Source organism: Mucilaginibacter rubeus, from assembly GCF_014643835.1.
GTDB classification, from domain to species: Bacteria; Bacteroidota; Bacteroidia; order Sphingobacteriales; family Sphingobacteriaceae; genus Mucilaginibacter; species Mucilaginibacter rubeus.
Map to the genome: position 1 here is coordinate 505,610 of NZ_BMKD01000001.1, position 26,105 is coordinate 531,714.

Annotated in this window: 21 protein-coding genes; 14 read left to right on the plus strand and 7 right to left on the minus strand. The window is 44.5% G+C overall.

Features of this window, described 5'->3' with window-relative positions:
* Positions 1-265 precede the first annotated feature (265 nt).
* The 4 genes from IEX80_RS02095 (at position 266) to IEX80_RS02110 (ending at position 9,041) form a co-directional block, all read left to right on the plus strand.
* Positions 266-6,250: a DUF2341 domain-containing protein gene (locus tag IEX80_RS02095; protein WP_188831779.1), complete on the plus strand. Its 5,985-nt coding sequence runs from the start codon at positions 266-268 to the stop codon at positions 6,248-6,250.
* Positions 6,247-6,480: a hypothetical protein gene (locus IEX80_RS02100; RefSeq protein WP_188831780.1), complete on the plus strand. Its 234-nt coding sequence runs from the start codon at positions 6,247-6,249 to the stop codon at positions 6,478-6,480. Before IEX80_RS02095 ends, IEX80_RS02100 begins: the two co-directional genes overlap by 4 nt.
* An 83-nt stretch (positions 6,481-6,563) precedes the next feature.
* On the plus strand, positions 6,564-8,540 hold the full coding sequence (locus IEX80_RS02105) for a tetratricopeptide repeat-containing sensor histidine kinase (protein WP_188831781.1): 1,977 nt from the start codon (positions 6,564-6,566) through the stop codon (positions 8,538-8,540).
* A 126-nt stretch (positions 8,541-8,666) separates the two neighbouring features.
* Positions 8,667-9,041 (plus strand): response regulator, encoded by a 375-nt coding sequence (locus IEX80_RS02110; RefSeq protein ID WP_090525106.1) that lies wholly within the window; start codon positions 8,667-8,669, stop codon positions 9,039-9,041.
* 70 nt (positions 9,042-9,111) lie between these two features.
* Here the strand turns inward: IEX80_RS02110 and IEX80_RS02115 are convergent, their stop codons facing one another.
* Together IEX80_RS02115 and IEX80_RS02120 are read right to left on the minus strand one after the other, a co-directional pair.
* On the minus strand, positions 9,112-10,521 hold the full coding sequence (locus IEX80_RS02115) for an MmgE/PrpD family protein (protein ID WP_188831782.1): 1,410 nt from the start codon (positions 10,519-10,521) through the stop codon (positions 9,112-9,114).
* A gap of 10 nt (positions 10,522-10,531) precedes the next feature.
* Positions 10,532-10,702, minus strand: coding sequence for a hypothetical protein (locus tag IEX80_RS02120; RefSeq protein WP_175489925.1), 171 nt, complete (start codon positions 10,700-10,702; stop codon positions 10,532-10,534).
* A gap of 106 nt (positions 10,703-10,808) precedes the next feature.
* On the opposite strand from IEX80_RS02120, the gene IEX80_RS02125 reads away from it, so the two are divergent.
* From IEX80_RS02125 to IEX80_RS02140, 4 genes are all read left to right on the plus strand, one after another.
* Entirely contained in the window at positions 10,809-13,007 is a 2,199-nt protein-coding gene (locus IEX80_RS02125; protein ID WP_188831783.1) for a hypothetical protein, read from the plus strand.
* A gap of 1 nt (position 13,008) precedes the next feature.
* On the plus strand, positions 13,009-13,476 hold the full coding sequence (locus tag IEX80_RS02130; RefSeq protein WP_188831784.1) for a low affinity iron permease family protein: 468 nt from the start codon (positions 13,009-13,011) through the stop codon (positions 13,474-13,476).
* Between the two features lie 169 nt (positions 13,477-13,645).
* On the plus strand, positions 13,646-14,134 hold the full coding sequence (locus tag IEX80_RS02135) for a DUF421 domain-containing protein (RefSeq protein ID WP_188831785.1): 489 nt from the start codon (positions 13,646-13,648) through the stop codon (positions 14,132-14,134).
* A gap of 5 nt (positions 14,135-14,139) precedes the next feature.
* Entirely contained in the window at positions 14,140-14,865 is a 726-nt protein-coding gene (locus IEX80_RS02140) for a DUF72 domain-containing protein (RefSeq protein WP_188831786.1), read from the plus strand.
* A 48-nt stretch (positions 14,866-14,913) separates the two neighbouring features.
* On the opposite strand, the gene IEX80_RS27760 is transcribed toward IEX80_RS02140, so the two are convergent.
* From IEX80_RS27760 to IEX80_RS02170, 5 genes are all read right to left on the minus strand, one after another.
* A complete protein-coding gene (locus IEX80_RS27760) occupies positions 14,914-15,972 on the minus strand; it encodes a DUF892 family protein (RefSeq protein WP_229701486.1) in 1,059 nt (352 codons plus the stop codon).
* Between the two features lie 82 nt (positions 15,973-16,054).
* Positions 16,055-17,107, minus strand: coding sequence for a glycoside hydrolase family 130 protein (locus IEX80_RS02155; RefSeq protein ID WP_188831787.1), 1,053 nt, complete (start codon positions 17,105-17,107; stop codon positions 16,055-16,057).
* Complete coding sequence (locus tag IEX80_RS02160) at positions 17,104-17,475, minus strand: SpoIIAA family protein (protein ID WP_090525118.1); 372 nt, start codon at positions 17,473-17,475, stop codon at positions 17,104-17,106. The genes IEX80_RS02155 and IEX80_RS02160 overlap by 4 nt, the downstream gene beginning before the upstream one ends.
* Complete coding sequence (locus IEX80_RS02165) at positions 17,459-17,926, minus strand: hypothetical protein (RefSeq protein ID WP_090525120.1); 468 nt, start codon at positions 17,924-17,926, stop codon at positions 17,459-17,461. The genes IEX80_RS02160 and IEX80_RS02165 overlap by 17 nt, the downstream gene beginning before the upstream one ends.
* The gene (locus IEX80_RS02170; RefSeq protein WP_188831788.1) at positions 17,913-19,445 is read right to left on the minus strand and encodes an FAD-dependent oxidoreductase; all 1,533 of its coding nucleotides are present in this window, start codon (positions 19,443-19,445) and stop codon (positions 17,913-17,915) included. Before IEX80_RS02170 ends, IEX80_RS02165 begins: the two co-directional genes overlap by 14 nt.
* 230 nt (positions 19,446-19,675) lie before the next feature.
* On the opposite strand from IEX80_RS02170, the gene IEX80_RS02175 reads away from it, so the two are divergent.
* The 6 genes from IEX80_RS02175 (at position 19,676) to IEX80_RS02200 (ending at position 25,920) form a co-directional block, all read left to right on the plus strand.
* Complete coding sequence (locus tag IEX80_RS02175) at positions 19,676-20,059, plus strand: TraR/DksA family transcriptional regulator (protein ID WP_188831789.1); 384 nt, start codon at positions 19,676-19,678, stop codon at positions 20,057-20,059.
* Entirely contained in the window at positions 20,056-20,283 is a 228-nt protein-coding gene (locus IEX80_RS02180; RefSeq protein WP_188831790.1) for a hypothetical protein, read from the plus strand. Before IEX80_RS02175 ends, IEX80_RS02180 begins: the two co-directional genes overlap by 4 nt.
* The gene (locus IEX80_RS02185) at positions 20,280-21,008 is read left to right on the plus strand and encodes a DUF72 domain-containing protein (protein ID WP_188831791.1); all 729 of its coding nucleotides are present in this window, start codon (positions 20,280-20,282) and stop codon (positions 21,006-21,008) included. The genes IEX80_RS02180 and IEX80_RS02185 overlap by 4 nt, the downstream gene beginning before the upstream one ends.
* A gap of 484 nt (positions 21,009-21,492) precedes the next feature.
* Complete coding sequence (locus tag IEX80_RS02190) at positions 21,493-23,472, plus strand: glycoside hydrolase family 127 protein (RefSeq protein ID WP_188831792.1); 1,980 nt, start codon at positions 21,493-21,495, stop codon at positions 23,470-23,472.
* 123 nt (positions 23,473-23,595) lie between these two features.
* Entirely contained in the window at positions 23,596-23,796 is a 201-nt protein-coding gene (locus IEX80_RS02195; RefSeq protein WP_188831793.1) for a hypothetical protein, read from the plus strand.
* 120 nt (positions 23,797-23,916) lie between these two features.
* The gene (locus IEX80_RS02200) at positions 23,917-25,920 is read left to right on the plus strand and encodes an FAD-dependent oxidoreductase (RefSeq protein WP_188831794.1); all 2,004 of its coding nucleotides are present in this window, start codon (positions 23,917-23,919) and stop codon (positions 25,918-25,920) included.
* Positions 25,921-26,105 lie beyond the last annotated feature (185 nt).

The window sequence follows — 26,105 nt, forward strand, 5'->3', positions numbered from 1 at the left end:
AATAATCTTTGAAAATAAAGGCGATTCCTGTTCGCCGGTCATCGGGCAATAAAGCCGAAATCTTTTCGCTGCTTATTTTCCTGCACGTCAATCGAATGATTAGTTTTTATATTATTTGAGCGTATGTTTAAGTGTTGATCGCGTGCTTATAATACTTTGTTCAAATAACTGATTTTCTGTAAATAACTAAACCAATTGATCTGGCTGGCCGTATAAAGGTTGAATATTATTAAGAATATTATTTAATAACGTTTTACCTGTGAATATGAGAGGGCGTCATGCTTACTTTTTACTATCGGTTGTTTTAATATTGCTGGGGAATAACATTTTTGCCGCTGTTCCCATCATTACCTATACTTCATCCAATGTTTATACAGTTGGCACAGCCATTACTACCTTGACCCCCTCAGTTACTAACGGCGTTAGCGCGATAGGCTATGGTGCGCCGACAGCGCTTACGGGTGCTACCTTAAGCAACCCGCGCGGAATGGCTATCGACGCGGCCGGCAATATTTATGTAACTAATACAAGTAACAACACCATCAGCAGATATAATTCAAGCGGTACTTACCTGGGTACCTTTGGTACGGGTGCTACCATGTCGCTTCCTAAAGACCTGGTTTTTGATTCATCGGGCAACGCTTACGTGTTGAACCTGGGTGCTACCCCGGGCACAGGCAGTGTATATAAATATAATTCAAGTGGCGTATACCAGTCTACCATACTGAGCAGCTTAAATTATGCATTAGGAATTACCATCGACAATTCGGATAATATTTACATTGCCGATCAGGGCGCTGTTACGGTGCAAAAATACAATACCAGTGGTACACTGTTACTATCGCTGCCCACTACTAATTTAAGCACTCCACTTGGAGTAGCTGTGGACGCATCGGGTAACATTTACGTATTAAATAACGGCACCGGGAATGTAACAAAATACAATTCGGCCGGCACATTTCAATCTATTTTTCTTAGCGGATATACATCAGCGCAAGCCATAACCATTGATGGTGCCGGCAATTTTTATGTAGGCGACAATGCAGCTACCAATATAGTTTATGTTTACAATCAAAGCGGTACGTTACTTACCAGTAAAGCCCTTACGGATCCTGAGGGGATAGCTGTTGACAGCAAGGGCGTCATATTTACCGCGGTCTATTATGCCAACCAAATAAACAAAACTACGCCAACCGGCGGCTTTTTTTTAAACAAGGCTTTACCTGCCGGATTAAGCTTTAACAGTTCAACAGGCAGCATCAGCGGTACCCCGACAGCAGCGATGGCAGCCACCAACTATATTGTTACGGGCTATAATGCCAGTGGTGCAGGTACCAGTAATACATTTTCTATTACGGTTAATCCTACAGCCCCTACAGGTACCGGCGGTTCAACGTGCGGTTCGGGCACTGTAACGCTTTCAGCTTCAGGAAGCTCCCCGTCGGGCGGGGTATATAACTGGTATGCAGCTCTTACCGGCGGCTCATCTTTAGGAACGGGAGCCACCTTTACTACGCCAACTATATCGGCAACTACTACTTATTATGTAAGCTATACTCAAAACGGGGCAACAAGCACGCCGCGCATCGCCGTAACTGCAACAGTAAATGCCAAACCCGTTATATCAACTGCGCCCACTACAGGCAGCTTATATCTTTCCTATCCGTTTACAGGTAACGCTAATGACGCCTCTGGTAATTTTAATAATGGAATACCTCAAAATGCTCCCACACTTACTACTGATCGTTATGGAGCAGCAAGCAGTGCCTATAGTTTTAATGGTTCAAGTCAATACATGGCCACTTCCAGCCTGATACTAATTAGTCCGCAAACTTTTTCTATCAGTGTGTGGTTTAAAACAAGTTCGGCAGGAGGTAAGCTGGTTGGTTTCGGTTCGTCACAAACCGGGTTAAGCTCAAGTGCTTTTGGTTATGACCGTCATATTTATATGAATAGCAGCGGACAACTATACTTTGGGGTTAAACCTGGCAGTACATATAACACAATAAACACTACTGCATCCTATGCTGATGGCGCATGGCACCATGCAGTTGTAACTATGTCATCTACAAATGGGGCCAACCTGTATGTAGATGGCGCACTGCAGGCCAGTGATCCTACGATGACATCAGCAGGAGCTTACACAGGTTATTGGCGGGTTGCTTATGACAATTTAGCAAGTTGGCCAGGTGCACCATCCAGTTATTATTTTAACGGCTCACTGGATGACATAGCTGTTTATCAAACCGAGTTAACTGCGGCTCAAGTGTATACGTTATACGGTGCAGGCAGTGCCCCGGTTTGCCCCGGCGGTACACTTGCTTTCCAGGCCAATACGGTAAGCGGCGCTACCTACTCATGGTCGGGGCCGGGCAGCTTTACATCTACCTCTCAAAATCCTACAATCAGCAATGTTACATCAGCAAATGCAGGCACCTATGTACTTACTGTAACCGGTTCAAATGGCTGTACCTCGCAGTTAAATGTAACCGCAGTTGTAAATGCACTGCCTTCAACAACATTTACTGCAACGTCTTCGGTAAACATTAACTCAAACGCTACTGTCACTTATACAGGGACAGACCCCTCAACTTCAACTTATAGTTGGGATTTTAATGGAGGCACACCTTCAACCGGTACCGGGCAGGGACCGTTTTCGGTACAATGGGCAACGCCCGGAACAAAAACAATTACTTTGACTGTAACCAATGCTGCGGGCTGCTCGTCGTCATCAACACAAAATGTAACTGTAAACCTGGGTACCTATGGTAATTATGCTTTTGGTGAAACCATCACATTAAATACAACCTCACTTGGCATTACATCAAACCTTACCAATTTTCCGGCATTACTCAGCATACAGGATAATAACCTGATCATTACAAATACATGTTCAGACAAAGTGCAAAATCCCAACGGCCCCAATTACGATTTTGCATTTGTAAGCGGCGGCAGCGAGTTATATTACCAGGTTGAAAGCTACAACCAAACCACGGGAACCCTGCTGGTCTGGGTACAAATCCCTACTTTAACTTATGCTACCAACAATATCATATCTTTTTATTACGGTTCAAAATCACCTACGGTAACACACAATACGGCATTTTTTGCGAATACCTGGGCAAGTAATTACCTGGCTGTATTCCATTTTAATGAATCGAGCTATACGGGTTCGGTTGCTGATGGTACCGCGGGAGGGCATACGGGCACTGCCAGCGGGATGACCTCGGCGGACCTTGTTACCGGTAAAATCGGCACGGCTTACAGCTTTAACGGATCGAGCAAAAAAATTACAACCAATGCCGTATCTGTTACAGGCCCCTTCACCTTATCTGCCTGGGTTAAATTAGGGGCTACAGGTCTTGATCAAAAAGTAATGACAAACCAGGATGCAACAGGAGGGTTTAGCGGCGGCTATAAAATGGGGATCTATACTAATGACATCCCTGAATCGGAATCAGGTATTGCCACAAACAGGCTTAGTATCCCTAATCCAACTGCTTTTACCAGCGGCGCATGGCATTATATACAAAGTGTTTATACAGGTACGACCCTCAGTACATATGTTGATGGAACACAATATAAAATATTACTATCGGTCGTCAATCCTGCTGCTAATACCAGCTTTTATATTGGAGTAGGAGAAGGGGGGAACAGCTATTATTTTAACGGGGTAATTGATGAACCGCGTGTTTCAAATGTTGCAAAAACGGCAGATTGGCTTAAGGCAGAATATGTAAATCAAAATAACCCGGCAACGTTTACTACTGTTGGTACAACCTCTGTTAATGTCACTAATGCGGCAAGTATACCGGGCGCACTAACCTATACTTATAAAGGCGTTACAGGAACTTATACCGATGCCAGCAACTGGGATAACACCACCGCTGGTACCACCAATCAGGCACCTGCTTTTGACGGTACAGCTACTTTAATTATTCCAACAGGCAAAAGTATTACAATTAATTCTGATGCTTCGGTATACGGGCTTACTTTAAGCGGTACGGCTTCAATAAGCCTTAAGGCAAATTTAAGTGTTGGGTGCAATATTTATAACCAGGGCACCGGAAAAATAGATTGGAATAATTTAAATACATCAAAGATAACCTGGAATGGGACCAGTGCCGCTCAAAGCTACAATGGTGCAGCCTCTACAGGGTATACACATGTGGGCACTATGGAAGTGAATAATTCGGCGGGTGGAACAATAACGGTTAATAGTGATACACTTGATATTTACAGCGAGCTCAAAATTACCAAGGGGAACCTGGCGGTTGCCTCCGGGGCTATTATGGTACTCAAAAGCAGTTTCTCTCAAACGGCCTCTGTCGATCCTATCCCATCAGGGTACAGCATTACAGGTACAGTATATGCAGAACGTTATTTCAAGGCCGGGACTATTGCTACCAATACCCGCAATTATCGGCTTCTGTCTTCCCCGGTAAATACCACTACAGGTGCTTATAACCTCAGTTATCTGAACGCCAATTCGGGGAATTTCTCCGGGGTTTTTGTTGCCGGACCAACGGGGACGACAGGTGGATTTACTGTCACCAACGCTGCCTCTACGGTTTATTTATACAAAGAGAACCTGCCTGCAAGCAGCACTACTTTTAATTCCGGAAATTTTAAAGGCTTAACAGACATTTCGGGTAATACAATATCTTATTATACCGGCACAGGCACCACCACTGCAACAACAACGCTTCCGGTAGGTAATGGCTACATGTTATATTATGCCGGAAATAATGTTAACAATGTCACCTCCACAACAGCACTGAATAAACAATACCGATTTGGCGGAAGTTATATTGACCCGGATGCTTCAACAATGGTAGCTGTTGGCACACTTAACCAGGGCAGCATCCCGGTAAAACTATGGTGGAACAGCAGCAGCACCACTTTAAGCAAAGCACAAACCGGTTATAATCTGGTAGGCAATCCATATGCGTCTTCTATTGATTGGGACACTTTTTCGCAAAGCAGTTCAACAAACGGTATTTACGGCCCCGGTGTATCTGCTACCATATATGTTTTTAATTACACCAATAAAAATTATGGTACTTATACCGCTTTGATCCCGGGGGGCATTGGCACCAATAATGCAACGCGTTACATTGCCAGCGGACAAGGCTTTTTTGTGCAGGCTACTACAACCTCGGCTTCATTGACTTTTAATGAAGTTGCCAAAACAACAGTGCAACCCAGCTCCCTGGGGAGTACCCTTTACATGTTGATGAGCAAAAAAGGCCAGGCATTAGCCAGGCCCCAGTTAATGCGGGTGAAACTCTCCTCTGATTCGGTTAATACGGATGAGATTATAGTATTATTTGATCCCGGATCCAAAAACGAATATGAGCCTTTTTATGATTCAGACCGGTTAAACGGCATCGGAAACGTTTCGACACTGGCCAGCTACGGATACAGGAGCCAAAATATGCTCGCCATTAACAGGATGAATGTTATCGATTCCACTACCCGGGTAAAGTTATTTGTGAATGTTAATAATTCGGCGACCACAGGTACAATTTCCGGTTCGGGATTTGAATCACTTGATTCGAGATATGACGTATATCTGCTTGATCATTATAAAAAGGATTCTTTGCTTTTTAGCCAGTATAAACGTTACCCGTTCAATATCGACAAAACAGATACAACCAGCTACGGCGCAAACAGGTTTGAGATCGTATTTCATAAAAAAAGTTCATTAAACTACCGGTTGCTGAGTTTTGAGGCAAGCCCGGTTAAAGACGGTATTCAGTTAACCTGGAAAACTGAGCATGAAGGAAACCTGTCGGGCTTTACACTGCAAAGGCAGGACGGCTCTAAGGAATTTGTTCTTTTAACATCAATGTTAAGCAATGGCAGCGGATCTTATACTTATATAGACAGGTTCCCGTCAACAGGAACCAATTACTATCGCTTGCAGCAAAATGATGCTTTTAATACGATCAGCTATAGCAAAATAGTAGCGGCAAGTTTCAATGCACCTGGTATTATTAATGAGCAAATTACACTTTATCCTAATCCAGTTAACAGCGAACTTTATATTAAGATCAATAGAAATGTACCGGACAGGGTGGTACTTAAGGTAACCGGCATAACCGGCCAGGTAATGTTTTACCGGGAAACGGATGGCAATAATATACAACAGAACGTAGGCAATCTGCTGCCCGGAAACTACATTGTTGAGATTTCGGACAAGGCAACCAAAAGGCTGATTGGAATTAAAAAATTTAATAAAAAATGAAATTTTACCTCTGCAAAACAATCTATCGGGTCAGTAGGATATTATTGACTTTTTACCTGGTTATAAGCCCCATTTTGCTGTTTGCTGATGATCCGGGCGCGCCGTGTGATGACAGCGACCCGCTGGATAATAATTGTCCGCTGGATACCTGGATTATTTATATATTCATATTAGTTCTTATTCTTACCGCTATCCGCCTGCACAAAAAGCAGCATGCCTTCGGTTGTTAACACGCGGGAGTGTTGAGCAGGCCTCAAAGTGTCAGGGAATAAAGGCATTATATAAACATTTAGAAAACATATCAATGTTCGGCTTGGCAACGATTCGCAAACTTCGTTTATATACGCTGTGTATTATCATGCATGGTATCCTGGCTTGTATTGGAAATACAATTATCAGTACTTCCGCATGTCGTGCCCAAACCAATAACATAAATACGCAGCTTAAAAATCTTGGTAAAGCAAAACATGATACTGATAAAGTGAAGATTTATTACTCCATTTCAAGGTTGTATTGGAGCAGGAATGCCGACAGCGCGCTGCTGATGGCACAAAAATCCCTTGATCTTGCAAAAAAAATCCATTATGAAAAAGGTATTGCACTGGCATATCTCGCAGAAGGGGTAGCCTTCGGGTACAAAGGAAGATGGCCCGAAGCTCTTAACAGTCATTTACAGTGCCTGCGCATTAGTGAAAAACTGGGCATGGAAGGGTTAAGCGGAAATGAGTATAATAATATCGCCGGCCTGTACACCTCAATGGAAGATTATTCGAAAGCGCTTTATTACAGTCAGAAGGCTTATAAGATAGCTATGAAGCAAAACGACCCCGCGCATGAAGGAACGTTTAGCCCGTTGGTGAATATTGGCGAGATATTTAAGAAAAAAGGATTGTCAGACTCGGCAATTGCTTATAACTTAAAGGCTTTGGTTATAGCAAAAAAGGTAAAGGACCCGGTTTTTACTGCCGCCGCAATGTACAATATTGCCGAAAATTATATTACGAAGAAAGAATACCGGCTTGCCGAGGGTTATTTAAATAAGGCGCTTGATATTGCGCAAAATGCAGGCGACGACGAAGATGTTGCTTACTGCCATACCGGCCTGGCACTTACATCTTATTATACAGGTAAATACAATTCGAGTATGCTGTATGCACAAAAAGGGCTTGACGAAAGCAGGAGATCAGGTATTGTTGAACTCATTCAAACCGCCTATAACGTATTATACTTAACTCATCAGAAAATGGGTAATTACCAACAGGCCCTATATTACCGGAACCTTGAAGTTGCTTTGAACGATAGCTTGAAAACCGAACAAAGACTGAAAACTATCAGGAATATGCAGTCTGCTTACGAGCTGGAAAAAAAGGAACGGCAAATTGATTTGCTAAATAAAAATAAAATTATAGGTCAAAAAGAGCTGGAAAAAGTAAGTCTGAAGCGGGATATTTTAACTGCGGGCACCATACTTTTAGTATTGCTCGCTTTTATCCTGCTCAGAAATTACATGCAAAAAAAGAAGCTCAGTGAGCAACTGGCTCTGCAAAATAAAAACATATCTGAGCAAAATCTTCACCTCGAAGAACTTGTACACGTAAAGGACCGCCTGTTTTCAATTATCGGGCACGATTTAAGGGGACCGATCCATACCATCAGTCATATGATGGATATAGTAAAGGAAAAAAGCCTGTCGGAAGAAGAAAGCGATTATTGGATTGAAAAAATAGATGAGACCCTGATAATAACCTCAAGCTTAGTGGAAAACCTGCTATACTGGGCAAAAAGTCAGTTGGACGGAATCCAGCCCAATCCTGCCGGTTTTGATGTGCGAAAGTTAATTGATCAAAATGTTATGCTGCTGAAACAGCGGGCCGCTGAAAAGAAAGTGGTAGTAACAAGTGAGGAGATAGCTGAGCCCGTGATGGTATTCGGAGATGAAACTATGATTGATATTGTGATCAGGAACTTATTGGAGAATGCCGTAAAGTTTTCAAAAGCGGGTGATCATGTTACCGTAACCGCGGAAAAAAGCGAGGCCTTTGCGATACTGAAGGTTCGGGACAACGGGAAAGGTATTCCCGAAGAAGCGCAATCAAAAATATTTAACAAGTATACCTCATATACCACTTTTGGCACAGCCAGTGAAAAGGGGAGCGGTCTGGGGTTGTTATTATGTAAAGAGCTTGTGGAAAGAAACAATGGCACCATATGGTTTGAAAGTAAGGCCGGGATCGGAAGTACGTTCTATTTTACCGTGCCGATAGAAAACGAAGAGTTGGTGGCTGTTTAAAGCTGTTTTAAACAGGCCAGACGATGGGATGTTTACTTATTCTTCAATCATCCTCCGATATCAGGGCATGATGTTTGTGCAAAAAGAGCTATGTTAATATGTTAAAACGTAGCTTTTAGAACTATAATGATTGCCTCTTATCAGAAAAGAGTCCTGGTTGTTGATGATGATAAGGACATTCGTGAGTTAATACATCTGATCCTGGAGATGGAGGGATATGCGGTGACCGAACTGGATAACGGTCATGGCGTCCTTGAAGCGATACAGACCTTACGACCAGATGTTGTGTTGCTGGATGTTATGCTGGGCGATATGGATGGCCGCGATATTTGTAAACATTTGAAAAATGATCCGGGTATGCAGGATATACCTATAATCATTGTTTCGGCAAGTCACGGGTTGCATACGATGCACGAGAAACAATGCGGGGCCAATGATTATCTGGCTAAGCCTTTTGATGTGAATGAACTTGTTAATCATGTGCGTCATTTTGCCGCTTGATGGCTGCCATGCGGTAAATCTCCGGCTGTGCCATGGCCCTGCAGTTACCATAGTGGCTCAAATAATTTCTTTATATAGCTGCCAGCAGGTTAATTAGGGTTGAAATTTCGGGGAGGTTTTCGAGGTTACGAACGATGCCGATCAGTTGGTCCTGCATCTCAGCGGAAACAATATTGTTGCTCAGCCGCCGAAATTTTTCAATCGTATCATTCCATGTAAACGGACGGGTAAAAAAGCCATGGTAATCTTCCTGTTCCCTGGTTAGGGTTTGGCCGTTTTTCATGCTGATCTCCACCTTGGTTTTCATTTTATCGGGATATGCAACGGTATAAGGATCAAGGATACCGGCAACTACCAGCGGTTGATGCAGTGGGAAACCCGTACTTACTTTCACTTTCTTTAGTAATTGCTGTACATCGTTATTTTTAATTCTTTCCGGCTCATATTGTTCGGGATAAACTTCGCCATCGAGCAGGAGCACTGCGGCAGCATAGAATAAACTGTGATCAGCCTGCTCCTTCGTTTTCACAATTTGCCGGTTGCCGTAAGCACCGGATCCTATGATGTGATAGGCAGTTAAAAATGTGGTGAGCTCAAGGTTTTCAATCTCTTCCGGATTAACCTGCTGTTGTTTGCGCAGCTCGTCAAGGGCTTCCAGTGTGGCCTGTGCATGTACTTCTACATTATATTTCTTCAATACGCAGCGTGGTAGCAGTTCAAAGGTCTCACTATCCCAATCATAATCCAGCTTCATGCCAAACACATCATCAAAGCCCTTGGGACCTTCAAAAATGGCCACCGGGCCGGTCATCCCTTCTCGGGCCAGGAAGCAAATGTTAACGCAGTTCAGCGCATCCAGGGAAGATGCAAACCCCTTCCACTCATAGGTATATGATGCCCGGCTGCTTACCATCGGGCTTATTGAAGTGCCAGTAATGCCAAGTGCATGAGCTGTTTGTTCTTCAGTCAGGTTTAACAGGCGGGCAATTCCGGCTGTCATCGAGTAGCCTAAAAGCAAGGTATGGTCGATACCTTCTTTCATAACCGGGATTTCCAGTACGAGGCGGCATTCTATCTGGTAAGCCACAGCCATGGCAGCAAGGAAATCCTTACCTGATATCGGCCCAAACTGCGCTACTGCCAGCAGCGGGCCTATATTATCACTGGGATGGCAGGTAGCTTCTTTGCCCATAAAATTATCCATAAAATCCGGATAACGGATAAGCGCTGTATACAATTGTGCCGCCCGGTCGTAGGGTAAGTTTTCAATAAGCGGCACTTTGCATTTGCCGCCTTCGCCCATAACCTGCAATTGCCTCAATAATTTTTGGATGGCAGGTTTGTTACCGGCGTGGATCAGCGAGCCCAAAGCGTCAAGCAGATGGCGTTTCAGTTGTTCGATGGAGGTTTCACCGATGTCGTCATAGCGGGCATTAAGCGCGAAACGGGCGATCTTGAAATTCTGCAGCTCTTTTTCCATGATCTACCTGTTAATTGCTGCGGCCGCGAAACAATGAGATAACCCAGATGATGACCGCGATAACGACGATTACCGCGAAAATGCCCACGGCAGCACCGGCTTTAAAAATACCGACAACGGCATCACAACTGCTCAATAACAGGCAAAGGCTTAAAAATAGTGGTGTAATTAACTTTTTCATAAACTGATAGTTTTATAATTAAAACTTAAAACAGCAAGCGATGTTTTAATTATCATTTAAAAGATATTTTTCAGCGATTTTTTTAATTGTTAACCGATTTAAACCTATGAACGCATCACCCTGGCTCAGGAATACCAAAGCCGCCCTGCATTTGCCTGACCTTATTCCGGTATATAAAACCACAGCAGGCAGTTATGATTTTAAAATATATGACCTTGGAGACAGCTGCTGGCTGGTGGCCGGATGGCCGGATGGCAACGAGATCGCTTTCCGGTTGGCCTATTCACCAAACGACCGGTTACAGATCACACTAAAAGAAAGGAAAAACGACGTGCGATTGAAGATTGGCTCGTTACTGGGCGACTACGAAGTTGTTTTGACGCTACCCACAGAAAACCGGCCCGTACTTCATTACACCACCAGGTTAACGCCGGCCTCCACCTTATTGTTCCCTTACTGGCCGCGCGACATTGTACCGCTTGGTTCCGGGGGAAGTGAAAGCATGGCCGACGGAGAAATACATACCAGGCAGGTTGGTACGCGTTCGGGACAGCTCTATTTTAGTATGAGTCGGCCAAAAGCGGGTTCGGTATTATACCTGCAAAATCTAACCGCGTTGGCCGGTTACAACCAGCAAACCGAAACCTCCGCGGCAGACAGTGTAGGCGGCGAATGGCCTGAAATTGGCTTTGCCCTGCCGCCAACTATTAAAAATAAACCGCTGGCAGCAGGTACAAGCTATACCTTGAGCGATGCTTTTATTGTTTTTTCGGAAGAAGTACCCGCTGATGAAGCGGCCATGGTTCAGCAATATCTCAATTTATTGGCTGAAGTTTACCTGGCTTTACCCAAACCGGCAACGAATTATACCCATTGGCCCGAAATCCTTGGCAAAGGATTAAAGGACCTGATAGACAGTCCCGGTTGTTGGGTACAACTTGATGGTCATCATTATTTTAACGCCTATGTATCAGACTATGTCACTCCTCCCGAGATCATGGTGCAACTGGCGGTACTGCTGCCTTTACTTGATTATGTGGAATGGAGCGGCGCGGAACTGGAAGTAATGAAAAAAGTTAAAGCCGGCTTGCCGTCATTCTATAGTGAAAAATACGGCACCATAATGCGCTGGCACCCAAAAGCAGCCGATACGCTGGAAGGTGAGGAGGAGCAAAAACAACCGCTGGTTATGGATTCCTGGTACCTGCACCACCCTTTGTTAAACCTGTCGCGTCTTGCGCTGAAGGGCGATAAGGTTGCCAGGAAACTCTTTTTGGATTCTTTGGAATTTTCGATACGGGTGGCGCACCATTTTAATTACAAATGGCCGGTTTTTTATAAAGTAGATACCCTTGAGGTAGTGAAAGCCGAAACGCAGCCAGGCAAAGGAGGTGAAAAGGATGTGCCGGGTTTATATGCCCATGTCATGCTGCAGGCCTGGGAGCTTACGGGCGAGAAACGCTATTTAACCGAAGCGGAAAAAGCTGCTATGCATTTGCGCGGACAGGGTTTCGACCTGTTTTACCAGGCCAACAATACAGCCTTTTCAGCTGGTGCAATGCTGCGCTTATATAAAATCACCAAAAAAGAAATTTACCGCCAGCTTAGTTATCTGTGCCTGGCTGGTGTATTTAACAACGTGAAGCTTTGGGACTGTGATTACGGCTATGGGAAAAACTTTCCGACATTTTTTGCATTGTTTCCGCTTAATGATGCTCCTTATACGGCAGTATACGAAGAGCAGGAAGTGTTTTGCGCGCTGCATGACTACCTCCGCCACGCCCAGGATATTGAGATTTTACCATCGGTACGCCTCCTGATAACCGAATATGTCCGTTACCTTGTAGACCGTGCCGCTTATTACTACCCGACAATGCTTCCAAAAGAAATGCTCCAGGAAAAGCCCAAGATAGGTGAGGTTGATCCGAACCTGTGGATCGCGCTTGAGGATTTACACGACGGCTGGGAAAAATCAGGGCAGGTAGGTCAGGAAGTATATGGGGCAGGCAACGCTTTCGGGATCCTGCCGCGCCACTATATCCGTATACCTGATCAGCCTTTCATGGTCTTCACTGATTATCCTGTTTACCGATTTACCACCAGGAAGCAAGATTATCTTCATGTCCGCATGGCGGGCGATAATCGCATCGACTGCCACCTGATGGTGGTTAAGAGTGGTCCTGGCAAATTACCAGGGGTAGAAGTGCGTGTTAATCAGAAGCCTATCGACGGAAAAAAAATCAAAGGCGGCCACTTTGAATATTTAATACCCGGCAATGCCGAAATCACTATTAGCTGGAAATAACATGAAAAAGAAAATCAATTACTTTGAGCGGTTCTCTAACTGGGCTACCGCGGCAACCGGCAGTTCGGCCGCTTTTATTATAGCCGCGTCCACCATAGTGATATGGGCTGTTACCGGGCCGGTATTTCACTACTCGGAAACCTGGCAACTTATTATAAACACCGGCACAACCATCATTACTTTTTTAATGGTCTTCCTTATCCAGAAGGCGCAGAATAAGGATTCGAAAGCCATCCATTTAAAACTGAATGAATTGCTGGCTTCTCATGAAGGTACCAGTAACAGGATGGTTAATATTGAGGACCTGAGTGAAGAGGAGCTGGATCACCTATACAAATTTTATATCCGTTTGTCTGAACTGGCGCAAAAAGAAAGTGACCTTACCAAAACACATTCTATTGATGCCGCGCGGGTAAATCAACAAAATAAGTCAAAACGTTATACCAGGAATAATAAGAATTCAGGGTAACCTAATGCCTGGAACCGGCTCATTAATTATTGAGATTATGATAAGTAAAATAAGATTGTTGATCATCATCGGGTTTGTTGCAGCGGGCATTTGGCTGGCGGTAAGGCATCGTTCGGCCCAAAACGTCAAACCCGGAGTTGTCTGCAGCGGGCCTTTAAAAAATTGAGTTATGGAAAAGTTATTGATCACTGTTTTTGGAGAGGGGAAGGACCTGAATGCCCTGCAAATGAGCAGCCGCGGCGTTGTTATCTTTTTTATCGCGCTTATACTGATCCGCATTTCGGGGCGCCGGTCTTTTGGGTTGCGTACCCCGTTGGATAATATCGTCAGTATTTCGCTTGGGGCTGTTATGAGCAGGGCGGTGGTTGGCGCCTCGGCTTTTGTGCCTGTTATTGTTTGCTGCTTTGTGATCGTTCTGCTACATCGGGTGCTGGGCTGGCTTATTGCCCGCAACAGCCCTTTGGTTAATTGGGTAGAAGGGGAAAAGATCCCACTTTTTCGTGGCGGCCGGTTTGATGAAGAGCGGATGAAACGGGCACTGGTTTGCCGTGAAGATGTGATGCAGGGTGTACGCAAATCTGCGCTTACCGAAGATCTGGAAAAGATAGACAAGGTGTATATGGAAAGGAATGGCGATATCAGCGCCATTAAAAAATGATACCTATGGAATGGCATATAGGATGTTCAGGGTTTTACTATCGTCACTGGAAAAATACTTTTTACCCGGAAGGGTTGGCGCAAAAACGCTGGTTTGAGTTTTACGCCGGGCAATTCCGTACCCTGGAATTAAATGTGACCTTTTACCGTTTTCCGCAATTATCCATGCTGCGTACCTGGTATGAAAAAGCGCCGGCTGAGTTTCGCTTCGCGGTGAAAGCCCCCAAGGCTATTACCCATTTTAAGCAGTTTCACGGAACCGTGGATATGATTACGAGTTTTTATGATACCATCCGCAATGGTTTACAGGAAAAGTTAGGGCCTGTATTGTTCCAGTTTCCGCCGCGTTTTCATTATGATGAAGAACGTTTGACACGCGTGTTGGCGCAATTGGATCCCAGCTTTAGTAATGTATTGGAATTCAGGCACCCGGGCTGGTGGCAGGAAGATGTTTATTCACGGCTTAGGGAGCGTGGTGTTTATTTTTGCGGTATGAGCCATCCCGAACTGCCGGATGAGCCTGTTGTAACCGGCCCTGTGGTATATTATCGTTTTCACGGTGTTCCGGATGTATACCGCTCATCTTATAGTGATGCTCAGTTACGGAAATTTGCCGATGAGATTAATTCAAAACCGGAAGTCCGGGAAGCATGGTGTTATTTTAACAATGACGCGGCAGTGGCAGCTATTCCCAACGCAAAGTCCCTGCTGCAATTTTCGGTTAAGCACTGAAAGGTTAATAAATAGGGCGACCGAAGCCGCCCTAACAGTCGGTTTGTTTTATTCTGTTTCCGCTGCTGCGGCTTCATTTACATAGTTTTCAGCTACCTGGGTTAACAGTGCATCGGCATTTTTCTCCTCGGCCAGGGTTTCCTCAAGTAGGCTTTGCGCTTCGCTATAGCCTAATGTACCGGCCAGCGTGCGCAAGGTGCCGTACGACGCGATCTCATAATGCTCCACTTTCTGTGCCGCTGAAATGATCGCTACGTCGCGTACTTCGGTACCTTTGTCGGTATCTGACAGCAATTCTGTTGCTTCATTCAGCAAACCTTCCATGGCCAGGCATTTTTTAGCCGAAGCTTTCTCACCAATAGACTCGAATACGCTTTCCAGTCGGGTTACGTGGTTTTTGGTTTCTTCCAGGTGGGTGGTGATGGTTTGCTTCAGATCTTCTGAGGTAGCTCCCTTGATCAATTTGGGCAGGGCGGTGGCCAAATGCTTCTCGGCCCAATAAAGGTCCTTGATCTCGTCGATGAATAGTTCTTTCAGCGCGCTCTCGGCTTCCGGGCTGCGGCTGGCCGCTGCTGCGGTCTTTTTGCTGTTTGTTGTTGCCATAGTAGATATATGTTGATGATAATTAAATTGAGTTAGCGCCCTGATCAGCATCTCCGCGGTAGCTTGGATAGTTTGCTGAATAATTTCTTCGCATGATCCCTGAAATACTTTTCGAAAGCTGAGGTGCCTGTCGTGGATCAGTGCATATACAAACATAGTTCCAACCGGTTTTTCCGGGGTTTCGCTGCCACCGGGTGTAGTGAGCCCGGTAACGGTTACCTGTATGTCGGATGGGATAAGGTGTGCCAGGCGGTATGCCATTTCCCTCGTCACCTCCATCGACTCTGGTGTAAACTGATCAATCAATCCCTTCGGTACCCCTAACAGGGATACTTTGAGATCGGCATCATAGCAGGCGATCCCACCCTTGAGAACCTGGCCGGATTCGTCGGTAAGTGCAAACTCCGAACAAAGCCAGCCTGCCGTAGCGCTTTCGGCAAAAGCAATGGTCATCCCCTGTTGAGCTATCAATTTACTACATTCTTTAATCTTATTTTCTGCCATGATTAATTGATCCAGGCCTGTCGATTACAGACTCTATAAAAACCTCCGGAAATACGGTTTTGTTTTGTTGTAATTTATTATTTTAATAATAAATTAAAGTTTGGAGAATGGCACCGATAGAGAAATGTGCGCCGCAAACAAACTCATCGGCTGCTCCATAATAGATGGTTAAACGGTCGCCATCGACAATATGGCCGTTAGTGAAAACAACATAACCGAAAAACCCGCTAAGCTCATAAGCCTCGGTTGGCACCATAATCGGGTTACCACTTCGGGCGATAACCTTTGATGGATTGTTAATATCCATTAAAAAAGCTCCAAGACAATAACGATGTTCAGCATTTGCACCATGATATATCTCCAGCCAGCCATGTTCCGTGCGGATAGGTGCCGCGCCCGCGCCAACGCGACCGCTGTCCCACATTCCGGGCCGGGTTTTTATCAGGCATTGGTGATTGCCCCATTGCCGGCTGTCTGATGACTCTGCCAGCCAGATATAATTGCCGCCGATCTCTTTGCTGCTTGGCCGGTGTAAACAGTAATATTTTCCGCCGATCTTTTCCTCAAAAATTGCGCAATCCTTATTATGCGGAGGCAGGATCATTCCGTCGCTTTCAAAGTGCTGCCAATTGGTGGTTGTTAGGAGGCCTACACCTACGCCGCTGTCAGATACAGCGGTATAGGTGAGGTAATAAGTGTCATTTATCTGCGCAACCCGGCAATCCTCTATACCAAAACGTTCCAGGTATCCCTTTCCGAATAAGGGCGGATAGCCTTCCTGTTCAGTAAAACGGATCCCATCGTCACTGGCCAGTAAACGTAAATGCGAAACTGTGGTGAGATAATCCAGCCCCTTGTAACTAATGACCCGGGCATCGGTAGCGATAAGGTCGGGGTCGTTAAGCGGCACTTTAATGATTTCGGTATTGCCCGTGGCATCCAGAGCAGGGAAAAATAAAACTCCTTCCTCCTGCATAACCCCTTCGGCTACCCTTACAATAAGCCAGGTTTTACCGCCATATCTAAAAACGCCGGGATTAAGCAGGCTGATAATTTGTAAACCCTCGCGACTGGGAGCAAGATCTTTTGGCAGCAGCAAAGGGTTTTCGGGAAAGCGTTGTGCCAGGTCTTTCATATTTCTTCCCCGCTAACCCAGGCTTTGGCCTCCTCCAATTGATCGGGTGAAAAACCGCGCGACTTGCCGGGTATCATAAACCGGAAGAGGTCCGTAAACCATTCCACACCTTTCTGGTAGGTTACTACCGCAATGCGGTGCCAGTTTGTAAAGTTCGTTAGCCCAAGTTTGAGGTCGTCCCACCAGGCCGCCAGCGTGAAATTCTCCACGCCTGTTCCCAATACCAGCAAATAGTTAATTTCACCCTGGCGGTTTTTCAGCTCCTGTATCTTGGGTATCAGTATGGTCTCCATATCGTTGCGGGTTACTTCGCCGCTGGCATAAATCCCTACCACGTGCTGCGGGAGATTATTAATTATTTGTAGCATAGCTTGTTGTTTTTTGTGAGATGTGATAACCAATGCCGGCAAAAACTGCGAACACAATATGTGCTGGTATCAGTTGCAGATAGTATTTTTTAAAGTTGAGGGATGGGGGCAACGGGTGCATTTTAAAGGTCGTTTTCCAAACAGCTACAGCTAACAGCCCGCTTAGGCCACCCAACCAAAGATTTGTTTTAAGGTCAGGTTTTAATTTACCGCGGTGCCATAGTTCTACATAAACGAGCGTAAACAGCAGGCCTACGCCGTAATGCCCCAGCCAGCCTAACGCCTGGCTTTGCTGTTTATCTAATTTAGGGATCAGGCGGCCGGTTAGCTGCCCCAGTCGCTCTGGTTCGCTAAAGTTTTCGCCATCGGCCAGCGATACAAGATAGCTGAACAGCGTCATGAAGGTAGTGCCGGTGACTCCCGAAATTAAAATTTCTTTAGTTTTCATCATCGCTTATCCTCGTAAGGCCTTTGGTTGCTGGCCCGGTTAATACATTGCCATCAATATCGTAGCGCGCGCCATGGCAAGGGCAGTCCCAACTCTTTTCTTCGCTGTTCCAGCTAACAATGCAGGCGGCGTGAGTACATACGGGATTCAGGACATGTATGGTGCCGTCGTCATCGCGGTAAGCGGCGATTTTGTTTCCGTCTACTTCAACCACTTTGCCGGTGCCAGGCTTTAACCTGTTCAGCGAATCGGTACTTTTAATATTCAGGCGATCAGCCACAAAGTGGTAGGCTACATCGGCGTTTTCTTTTACAAATTCGCTAAACCCGTCTATCGGTTTTATTCTGCCCGGATTAAACAGTTTTTCATATTTGCTGCCTTTGCCGCTTACCAGGTCGGCAAGGATTTGGGCGGCAACACTTCCAAGCATCATGCCGTTGCCATTATAACCGGTTGCGCAGTAAATACCATTGGCCGCTAAAGGCATGCGGCCGATATAAGGAAGGCCATCTACGGGTACATAATACTGGCTTGACCACCGGTATTTCACCGATGATACATTATAATACTTACGTGCATATTTTTCAAGGTCGCCAAAAGCTTTCTCCGGCTCTTCGTGCCCCGTCTTATGATCAAGCCCGCCAATCAACAATAATTTTTGTCCGTCTATTACATGTGTCCGCACATAATGATATGGTTCCTGGCAGTCATAAATAAGTCCGTCAGGATATTTTCCGCTATGGAGTTTAACGGCCAATACGTAACTGCGGTAAGGTGCGCATTCGAAATTGAGTACATTGATATTCGGCGGCATGTGGGTGGCATAGATTACATTTTTTGCACGGATCTTATTTTCACCGGCCTGCACATTATGTATTTCATCTTCAGTGACTATTTTTTCAACAAGCGTATTTTCTAATAAGGTGCCGCCGGCTTCCAAATAAGCTTTTAGTAATCCTTTTAAATATTTTATGGGATGAAATTGTGCCTGGCCATCGAAAGCCAAAGCTTTTTGAAAAGGAACAGGTGTCGGTACTTCGTCTGTATATTTTACAGGAACGCCAACTTTGGTAGCACCCTGGTATATGTCATCCAGCATTTTCACTTCATCTTCATTTTCGGCATACAGGTAACCGGTTTTCGGTTCATAATCGCACTTGATGCCATAGATATCGATATTGGTCTTAATCAGTTCGAACCCCTCATTGATCGCGTCTGCAAAACCCTGTGCGCCTTCCTCGCCAAAAGCACTTTCAGCTTCGCTGTAAGTAGTATCAGCAAAAGTATTGATATGTGCGCTCGTGCCGCCGGTTGTGCCAAAACCGATATTATGCGCTTCTGTAATAATGGTAGCCTTGCCTGCTTTTTGTAATAGCAGCGCCGCCGTCATACCAGTGATTCCGGCGCCAACAATGAGGCAATCATATATTTTATCTTCAGGCCTAACCCTGGCTGCCGAACTGCTGAGAGACTGCCAGGGGCTATTCCTGGTACCATCTCGTTTAAGATTGATTAATGTCATTGCATAGATTTTGTACCATTAAATACAGTGCAAATGCGTAATGGTTTCTTTTGAAGAATATTTTTAATTATTTAATTAAATTAGGAGAGGGTGTAGCTGATATAGTCGACTCCCGCGGGGGAAGTGCTGTTAGGGTTAATTCAAAGGGTTGGGGACTAACGGTTTGAATAGGTTTATATAGCATATCACATTTATGCCAACCATTTATGCATATGTTTGTTAAGCCAATCATGCAACACGAAACTACTAAAACACGGTACACTGATATCGAATTAAATGAATTCAGAACGTTGATCAAAGAAAAGATCGGCATGGCACGCGAAGAGCTGCAGGAACTGGTGGGGACGCTCAGTGCTTCAAACACCAACGGAGACGATGCCGCAATTGCGGGCAAGACGCTTGAAGATGGTTCGGCAACTTTTGAAAAGGAACAGATCAACCAGCTGGCCGCCCGCCAGAAAAAATTCATCGAGCAGCTTGAAGCCGCGCTGATGCGTATTGAAAACAGGACTTATGGCATTTGCCGTACTACCGGTAAACTGATACCAAGGGAACGCCTGCTTGCTGTGCCGCACACTACCCAAAGCATGGAAGCCAAACTTAAACAGGCATGAGTTCGGCATTTGTAAAAGAAGGGGAGGCCAGGCACCTTAAAGATGTTGCACCGAATATAGGCGCACTGCTTTTTTTTCTGGGGGTGGAAAACAACGGGACTATTATCCGTGATGAGAAAATCTACTTTAGTCAAAAACATGGCCGTGATGTTTATGAAATGAGTGACGGCCTGGCCTATGCCCTTGACGATGACAATCATTGGTATATCATACTTGACCTATGAAAGGACTATTTTTTGGAGGTACCAGTGGCTTACAAATCGACAGGCCCAGGCGGGATTTTCCGCCTGAATACAGCCATTTGTCGCGGTTGGGTTATTATGCTTTGCAGGAAAACAGTATAGAGATCAACAGCTCTTTTTATAAAATCCCGCAGGCAAAAACCATAGCCCGGTGGGCAACGGAAGTAACCGAGGGGTTTCGTTTCACTTTCAAGCTGTGGCAGGGGATCACGCACCAAAAAAGTTTGTTTTTTAATGAGGAAGAGGTTACCCGTTTTATGCAGGCTATCCATTTGCCGGAAACTGAGCGGGGTTGCCTGCTTGTTCAGTTTCCGCCAAGCCTGCAGGCGGGTGCACTTCCTCAATTAACAGAGTTACTGGAGGCCCTTAAACCTTATACCTGGCCCATGGCCGTCGAATTTCGTCACCCGTCCTGGTACAGGGATGAAGTTTTTGAACTTTTAAACTGGTACCAGGCTGCAATGGTACTGCAGGATATGCCCAAATCGGCCACGCCCATGGAAATCACTGCCGATGAACTGGTTTACCTGCGCTTTCATGGCCCATCAGGCAATTATAAAGGAAGTTACAGTGAAAGTTTCCTTTCTGAATACGCATCGTATATCAATGAATGGCAGCAGGAGGGTAAAACAGTTTACGTGTACTTCAACAATACCGCCGGGGCGGCACTGGAAAATCTCCAGTTATTGAAACAGCTTCTCGTTTAAGCAATACCCCTGGTAGCTTAAATCTGCCCTGTAACGAACGCTTTATTGGATCGGTATCTGCGTGTGTTTATTAGTGTTATAAATACAATTAATTTTTTTATTTCTGTTTTTCGATATAAATTATTTCTTATCTTGTCGTCGTTATAGCCTAAAATAGTTACACCATGGCAAAATTGCTGCTTAGGATGTGATAAACGTAAACAACAATCTGATTGGTTAATTTTATCTCGCTTAATTAAATGTATTTAGTACGCTTATAATTATGTGCGTACGAAATGCCGGTTAGGATGATTTTATCTTAAATGAAAAATTTTTATGATCATGCGGATGTTCAATTGACCGGGCTTTTTGAACCTGGAGATATTGACGCGTGTGAAGGAATCTACAACTGGTATTGGCTAAAGCTCGTAGGATACTTATAGAAATAAACAAAGCGCGGGATGGCGGGTTGGCCGTTACTGCTTTTGAACTAATAATCATCAGGATGAAAAAAAGATTACTTATTGCATTATCATTTTATTGCGGCGTTGCTTACGCGCAAACTAAGGATTACCCCATTAAGCCGGTATCATTTACCAATGTAAAGCTTAACGATAAGTTTTGGACCTCGCGTATCGAAACTAACCGTACGGTCACCATCCCGGCATCATTTGCCCGGTGCGAGAATACCGGCAGGGTTAAAAATTTTGAAATGGCGGCTGCCCGCAGCGGTAAGTTTTGTACTAAGTTTCCTTTTGATGATACGGATATTTATAAAACCATTGAGGGCGCATCTTATTCTATGGCCGTTCATCCTGATGCAAAGCTGGATGCCTATGTCGATTCATTGATCACGATAGTAGGGAAAGCGCAGGAGCCGGACGGATATCTTTATACTGCCCGCACTATTGACCCATTGCATCCGCACACGTGGTCGGGCCCGGAGCGTTGGGTAAAAGAGAATGAACTGAGCCACGAACTGTATAACTCCGGACACATGTTTGAGGCAGCGGCCGCACATTACCTGGCTACCAACAAGCGCAACTTTTTAGATATCGCGCTTAAAAATGCCGATCTGCTGGTTAAAACCTTCGGGCCGGGTAAAAGGCATGTAGCGCCCGGCCATGAGATTGTGGAAATGGGCCTGGTACGCCTGTACCGTATCACCGGCAAAAAAGAATATCTCGATCTTGCTAAATTTTTTATTGACGAAAGAGGGCACCGCACCTATGATAAAACCAGTACCGATGAGTGGAAAAACGGGATGTACTGGCAGGACAATGAACCTGTCATAGCACAGGAAGATGCCGAAGGTCATGCCGTAAGGGCAATGTACCTGTACTCGGGCATGGCCGATGTTGCCGCTTTAACCGGTGACAAGGAATACATTACCGCCATTGATAAGATCTGGAACAACATGGTTGGCAAAAAGATCTACGTGCAGGGGGGAATCGGCGCAGTGCCGGGCGGTGAACGTTTCGGAGCCGATTATGAGTTGCCAAATACTACCGCTTATAATGAAACCTGTGCGGCAATAGGTGATGTGTTCTGGAACCAGAGGATGTTCCTGCTGCACGGCGAGTCGAAATATATTGATGTGATGGAAAAGGTTTTATATAACGGGTTAATTTCGGGTGTTGGGCTGGATGGTAAGACATTCTTCTACACCAATGCCATGCAGGTAACCAATGGGGTTACACATCATGAGCTTGAGCCCGAGCGTTCCGGCTGGTTTGAGTGCTCATGCTGCCCAACCAATATGGCGCGTTTCCTGCCGTCGTTATCAGGCTATATGTATGCTCAAAAGGATAATAATGTATTTGTGAACCTGTTTATTGCTGGTACAGCAAATATGGAGATTGGTAATAAAAAAGTGAGCATTGTTCAAAGCAATAATTACCCGTGGAATGGTGCACTGTCGTTTGCTGTAACACCGGAGACGGCAACTAATTTTGCTATGCACATCCGGATCCCGGGCTGGGCAAGAGCACAGGCGATCCCGTCTGACCTGTATGTTTTCCAAAATAAATCGGCTGCAAAAATCAGCCTGAAACTAAACGGCAAAGTGGTTGCTTATAAAGTTGAAAATGGCTACGCTGTAATTAACAGGCAATGGAAAAAAGGTGATAACATCCAATTAAACCTGCCGATGGAAGTTAAAAAGGTTATTGCCAATAAAGCATTGGTTGATGATAAAGGTAAAACAGCCCTTCAACGCGGCCCGATTATGTATTGCGCCGAGTGGAAAGATAACGGCGGAACAGTGAGCAATTTAGCAATTCCCGCAAATGCGACTTTTAAACCAGTAGCCGAGCCAAACCTGTTAAATGGCGTAACTGTTTTAAAAGGAGAGATCCTAAGTAAAACAAAAGGCGAATCTGCTAAAAAGGTAGAGCTTATGGCCATTCCTTATTATTCATGGGCAAACCGTGGTAAAGGCGAAATGACCGTTTGGTTTCCCGAAGTAAATGCAGCTGCCAAATAAATATTTAAAGCTTCAGCAACTCTCCAGCAAAAAAAATAAGATGGTTTAGGGTAATTGCATTCAGCATTCCCGTACTTGTTTTATTATTTGCCAAAGCATTGCTGAGGCTTTTCCATTACAGGCATGATACCAGCCTGTTTAGCAAATACCCTTGATGACCTTGACTATTGGGTGATAAATACGCGAAAAGTATTTATATACACTACCAGTTCAACTGAGTTAACCCGCGAAGGAATTGGCAACTCATCGCAGCAAAGTTCAGAAACCTATACGCCATTATTTAAGCTCCCCGGCGTAATCTCAAAACATTTATATATTTTTTGAAAATTGTCAGATATTAGGCTTAAAATTAAATAATCAAAATTTACAAGTCTTCACTGCCTATCCCTTAAGATTTGCCGGCATATCTTTTTTCTGAAAATTTGAAATGTTTAATAAGCAATAATGAAAAATATTAAAGTGATCATCCTTGCAATCATAACTACCTTTTTTATGGCCGGGGCTTCGACTAATGCGCAAAGCAGCAAATTAATCACCGCCGATGTTTGTGTATATGGCGGAACCTCCGCAGGGGTAATCGCTGCATATACGGCAAAAAAGATGGGCAAAACGGTGATTTTGATAGAGCCGGGAAAGCATTTAGGTGGCATGAGTTCGGGAGGTCTTGGCTACACGGATATTGGGAACAAATATGTGGTGACCGGCTTAGCACGTGATTTTTACCGCCGTATAGGTACGCATTACGGAAAATTTGAACAATGGATATTTGAGCCAAAGGTAGCGGAGGGAATTTTTAATGATTATGTAAAAAGGGCTGGCTTTCCTGTTTTATTCGGGAACAGGCTTATAAAAGTGAAAAAGGAAAAAAATCAGCTAAAGGAAATTATAGTAGAGGACAGCTATAAGCCCTCGACTGCTACCAATAAAACTATTCGAGCTAAGGTATTTATTGATTGTACTTATGAAGGGGACCTGATGGCCCGCTCGGGTGTTTCTTATACTGTAGGAAGAGAAGCTAACAGCCGGTATGATGAAACTATAAACGGAGTGGAGTTGCTGGATAAACACCAGTTTCCGGATAATATTGATCCCTATAAAGTGCCGGGCGACGCAAAAAGTGGTTTGTTGTGGGGTATAAGTAAGGAAGTATTACAAGCAAATGGTGCAGGAGATAAAAAAGTGCAGGCATACAATTTTCGTATCACGTTAACCAATGTGCCCGAAAACCGGATCCCCATTTCAAAACCCGAAAATTATGATCCCAAAAAGTATGAGTTACTGCTGCGTTTAAAAGAAAAACAACCCTGGAAATCAATTTCCGATGTTTTTATTATAAGTAAAATGCCCAATGGCAAAACGGATATCAATAATAACGGAGGGTTCTCTACGGATATGATCGGGATGAACTGGGAATATCCGGAGGCTGATTATAACACAAGGGCCAAAATATGGAAGGAGCATGAAGATTATACCAAAGGCTTCTTTTATTTTATCGGCAATGACAACCGCATACCCGGAAATATCAGGGACGAAATGAAACAATGGGGCTACCCTAAAGACGAATATACGGATAACGGGAACTGGACACCGCAGCTTTATATCAGGGAAGCCCGCCGAATGATTGGTGAACTGATTATGACCCAGCATCATTGCCAGGGAAAAGAACAGGTAGAAGATGGAGTAGGAATGGCCGCATATGGTATGGATTCGCATAATTGCGAAAGGTTGGTAGTTAATGGCATGGTGAAAAATGAGGGGGATGTTCAGGTACATGGTTTTGCGCCATACGCTGTTTCGTACAGGGCAATAGTCCCAAAGCAAAAGGAAGCCGCTAATTTATTTGTCCCGGTATGCTTATCTGCAAGTCATATAGCTTACGGATCAATCAGGATGGAGCCGGTATTCATGGTATTAGGCCAATCTTCGGCTGTGGCGGCATGCCAGGCTATTGATAAAAGAATTGCGGTACAGCAGGTTAATGTAAAAGAAGTACAAAGCTTGTTCAGGGCAGACCCTCTTGCAGATGGTAGTATACCCGAAGTACTGGCTGATAATGAGGACAGTCACATAACAGGCGACTGGAAAACTGAAAAATCAGGCGGCTATGGGCCAACCTATCTCGCGGATGATTCAAAAGCAGAAACTGCAAAATCGGTAAGGTTTATTCCGGAAAAATTAAAAAAAGGTGCTTACCACGTTTATACCTATTTTCCTAAGGTTATGAATCCGGCAACAAAAACTTATATTACTATTTATGATGGTGATAAGGCCACAGAAAAGATAATCAGCCAGTCTGATTTGCAGGTAGAAGGCCAAACTTCAGGTGAGTGGCTTCCACTGGGGCTATATAACTTTTCAGGAGAAAAAAAGGCATATGTTGAAATTTTCAATAAAAACGCGGATGGCGTAATTGTGGCTGATGCAGTGCTTTTTGTACCTGTTAGGTAGTTTTATCGTTTTTGTGCGACGCTTAAATTATTAAATGCCCATATTAAACATAGATTTATTTTATTAGAGGTGGAGCCTTAAAATAGCTGATAAAAAATACCGATGCTGCCTATACCCCCAATATTTTAATTTAATAACATATTTTATATTTTCATTGCTTATCACGGCTTTGATAAAATTAAACT

Coding starts and splice junctions, on each gene's coding strand:
- IEX80_RS02095 (WP_188831779.1), top strand. CDS start 266: ATGAGAGGGCGTCATGCTTACTTTTTACTATCGGTTGTTTTAATATTG.
- IEX80_RS02100 (WP_188831780.1), top strand. CDS start 6,247: ATGAAATTTTACCTCTGCAAAACAATCTATCGGGTCAGTAGGATATTA.
- IEX80_RS02110 (WP_090525106.1), top strand. CDS start 8,667: ATGATTGCCTCTTATCAGAAAAGAGTCCTGGTTGTTGATGATGATAAG.
- IEX80_RS02115 (WP_188831782.1), bottom strand. CDS start 10,521: ATGGAAAAAGAGCTGCAGAATTTCAAGATCGCCCGTTTCGCGCTTAAT.
- IEX80_RS02120 (WP_175489925.1), bottom strand. CDS start 10,702: ATGAAAAAGTTAATTACACCACTATTTTTAAGCCTTTGCCTGTTATTG.
- IEX80_RS02125 (WP_188831783.1), top strand. CDS start 10,809: ATGAACGCATCACCCTGGCTCAGGAATACCAAAGCCGCCCTGCATTTG.
- IEX80_RS02130 (WP_188831784.1), top strand. CDS start 13,009: ATGAAAAAGAAAATCAATTACTTTGAGCGGTTCTCTAACTGGGCTACC.
- IEX80_RS02135 (WP_188831785.1), top strand. CDS start 13,646: ATGGAAAAGTTATTGATCACTGTTTTTGGAGAGGGGAAGGACCTGAAT.
- IEX80_RS02140 (WP_188831786.1), top strand. CDS start 14,140: ATGGAATGGCATATAGGATGTTCAGGGTTTTACTATCGTCACTGGAAA.
- IEX80_RS27760 (WP_229701486.1), bottom strand. CDS start 15,972: ATGGCAGAAAATAAGATTAAAGAATGTAGTAAATTGATAGCTCAACAG.
- IEX80_RS02155 (WP_188831787.1), bottom strand. CDS start 17,107: ATGAAAGACCTGGCACAACGCTTTCCCGAAAACCCTTTGCTGCTGCCA.
- IEX80_RS02160 (WP_090525118.1), bottom strand. CDS start 17,475: ATGCTACAAATAATTAATAATCTCCCGCAGCACGTGGTAGGGATTTAT.
- IEX80_RS02165 (WP_090525120.1), bottom strand. CDS start 17,926: ATGATGAAAACTAAAGAAATTTTAATTTCGGGAGTCACCGGCACTACC.
- IEX80_RS02170 (WP_188831788.1), bottom strand. CDS start 19,445: ATGACATTAATCAATCTTAAACGAGATGGTACCAGGAATAGCCCCTGG.
- IEX80_RS02175 (WP_188831789.1), top strand. CDS start 19,676: ATGCAACACGAAACTACTAAAACACGGTACACTGATATCGAATTAAAT.
- IEX80_RS02180 (WP_188831790.1), top strand. CDS start 20,056: ATGAGTTCGGCATTTGTAAAAGAAGGGGAGGCCAGGCACCTTAAAGAT.
- IEX80_RS02185 (WP_188831791.1), top strand. CDS start 20,280: ATGAAAGGACTATTTTTTGGAGGTACCAGTGGCTTACAAATCGACAGG.
- IEX80_RS02190 (WP_188831792.1), top strand. CDS start 21,493: ATGAAAAAAAGATTACTTATTGCATTATCATTTTATTGCGGCGTTGCT.
- IEX80_RS02195 (WP_188831793.1), top strand. CDS start 23,596: ATGATACCAGCCTGTTTAGCAAATACCCTTGATGACCTTGACTATTGG.
- IEX80_RS02200 (WP_188831794.1), top strand. CDS start 23,917: ATGAAAAATATTAAAGTGATCATCCTTGCAATCATAACTACCTTTTTT.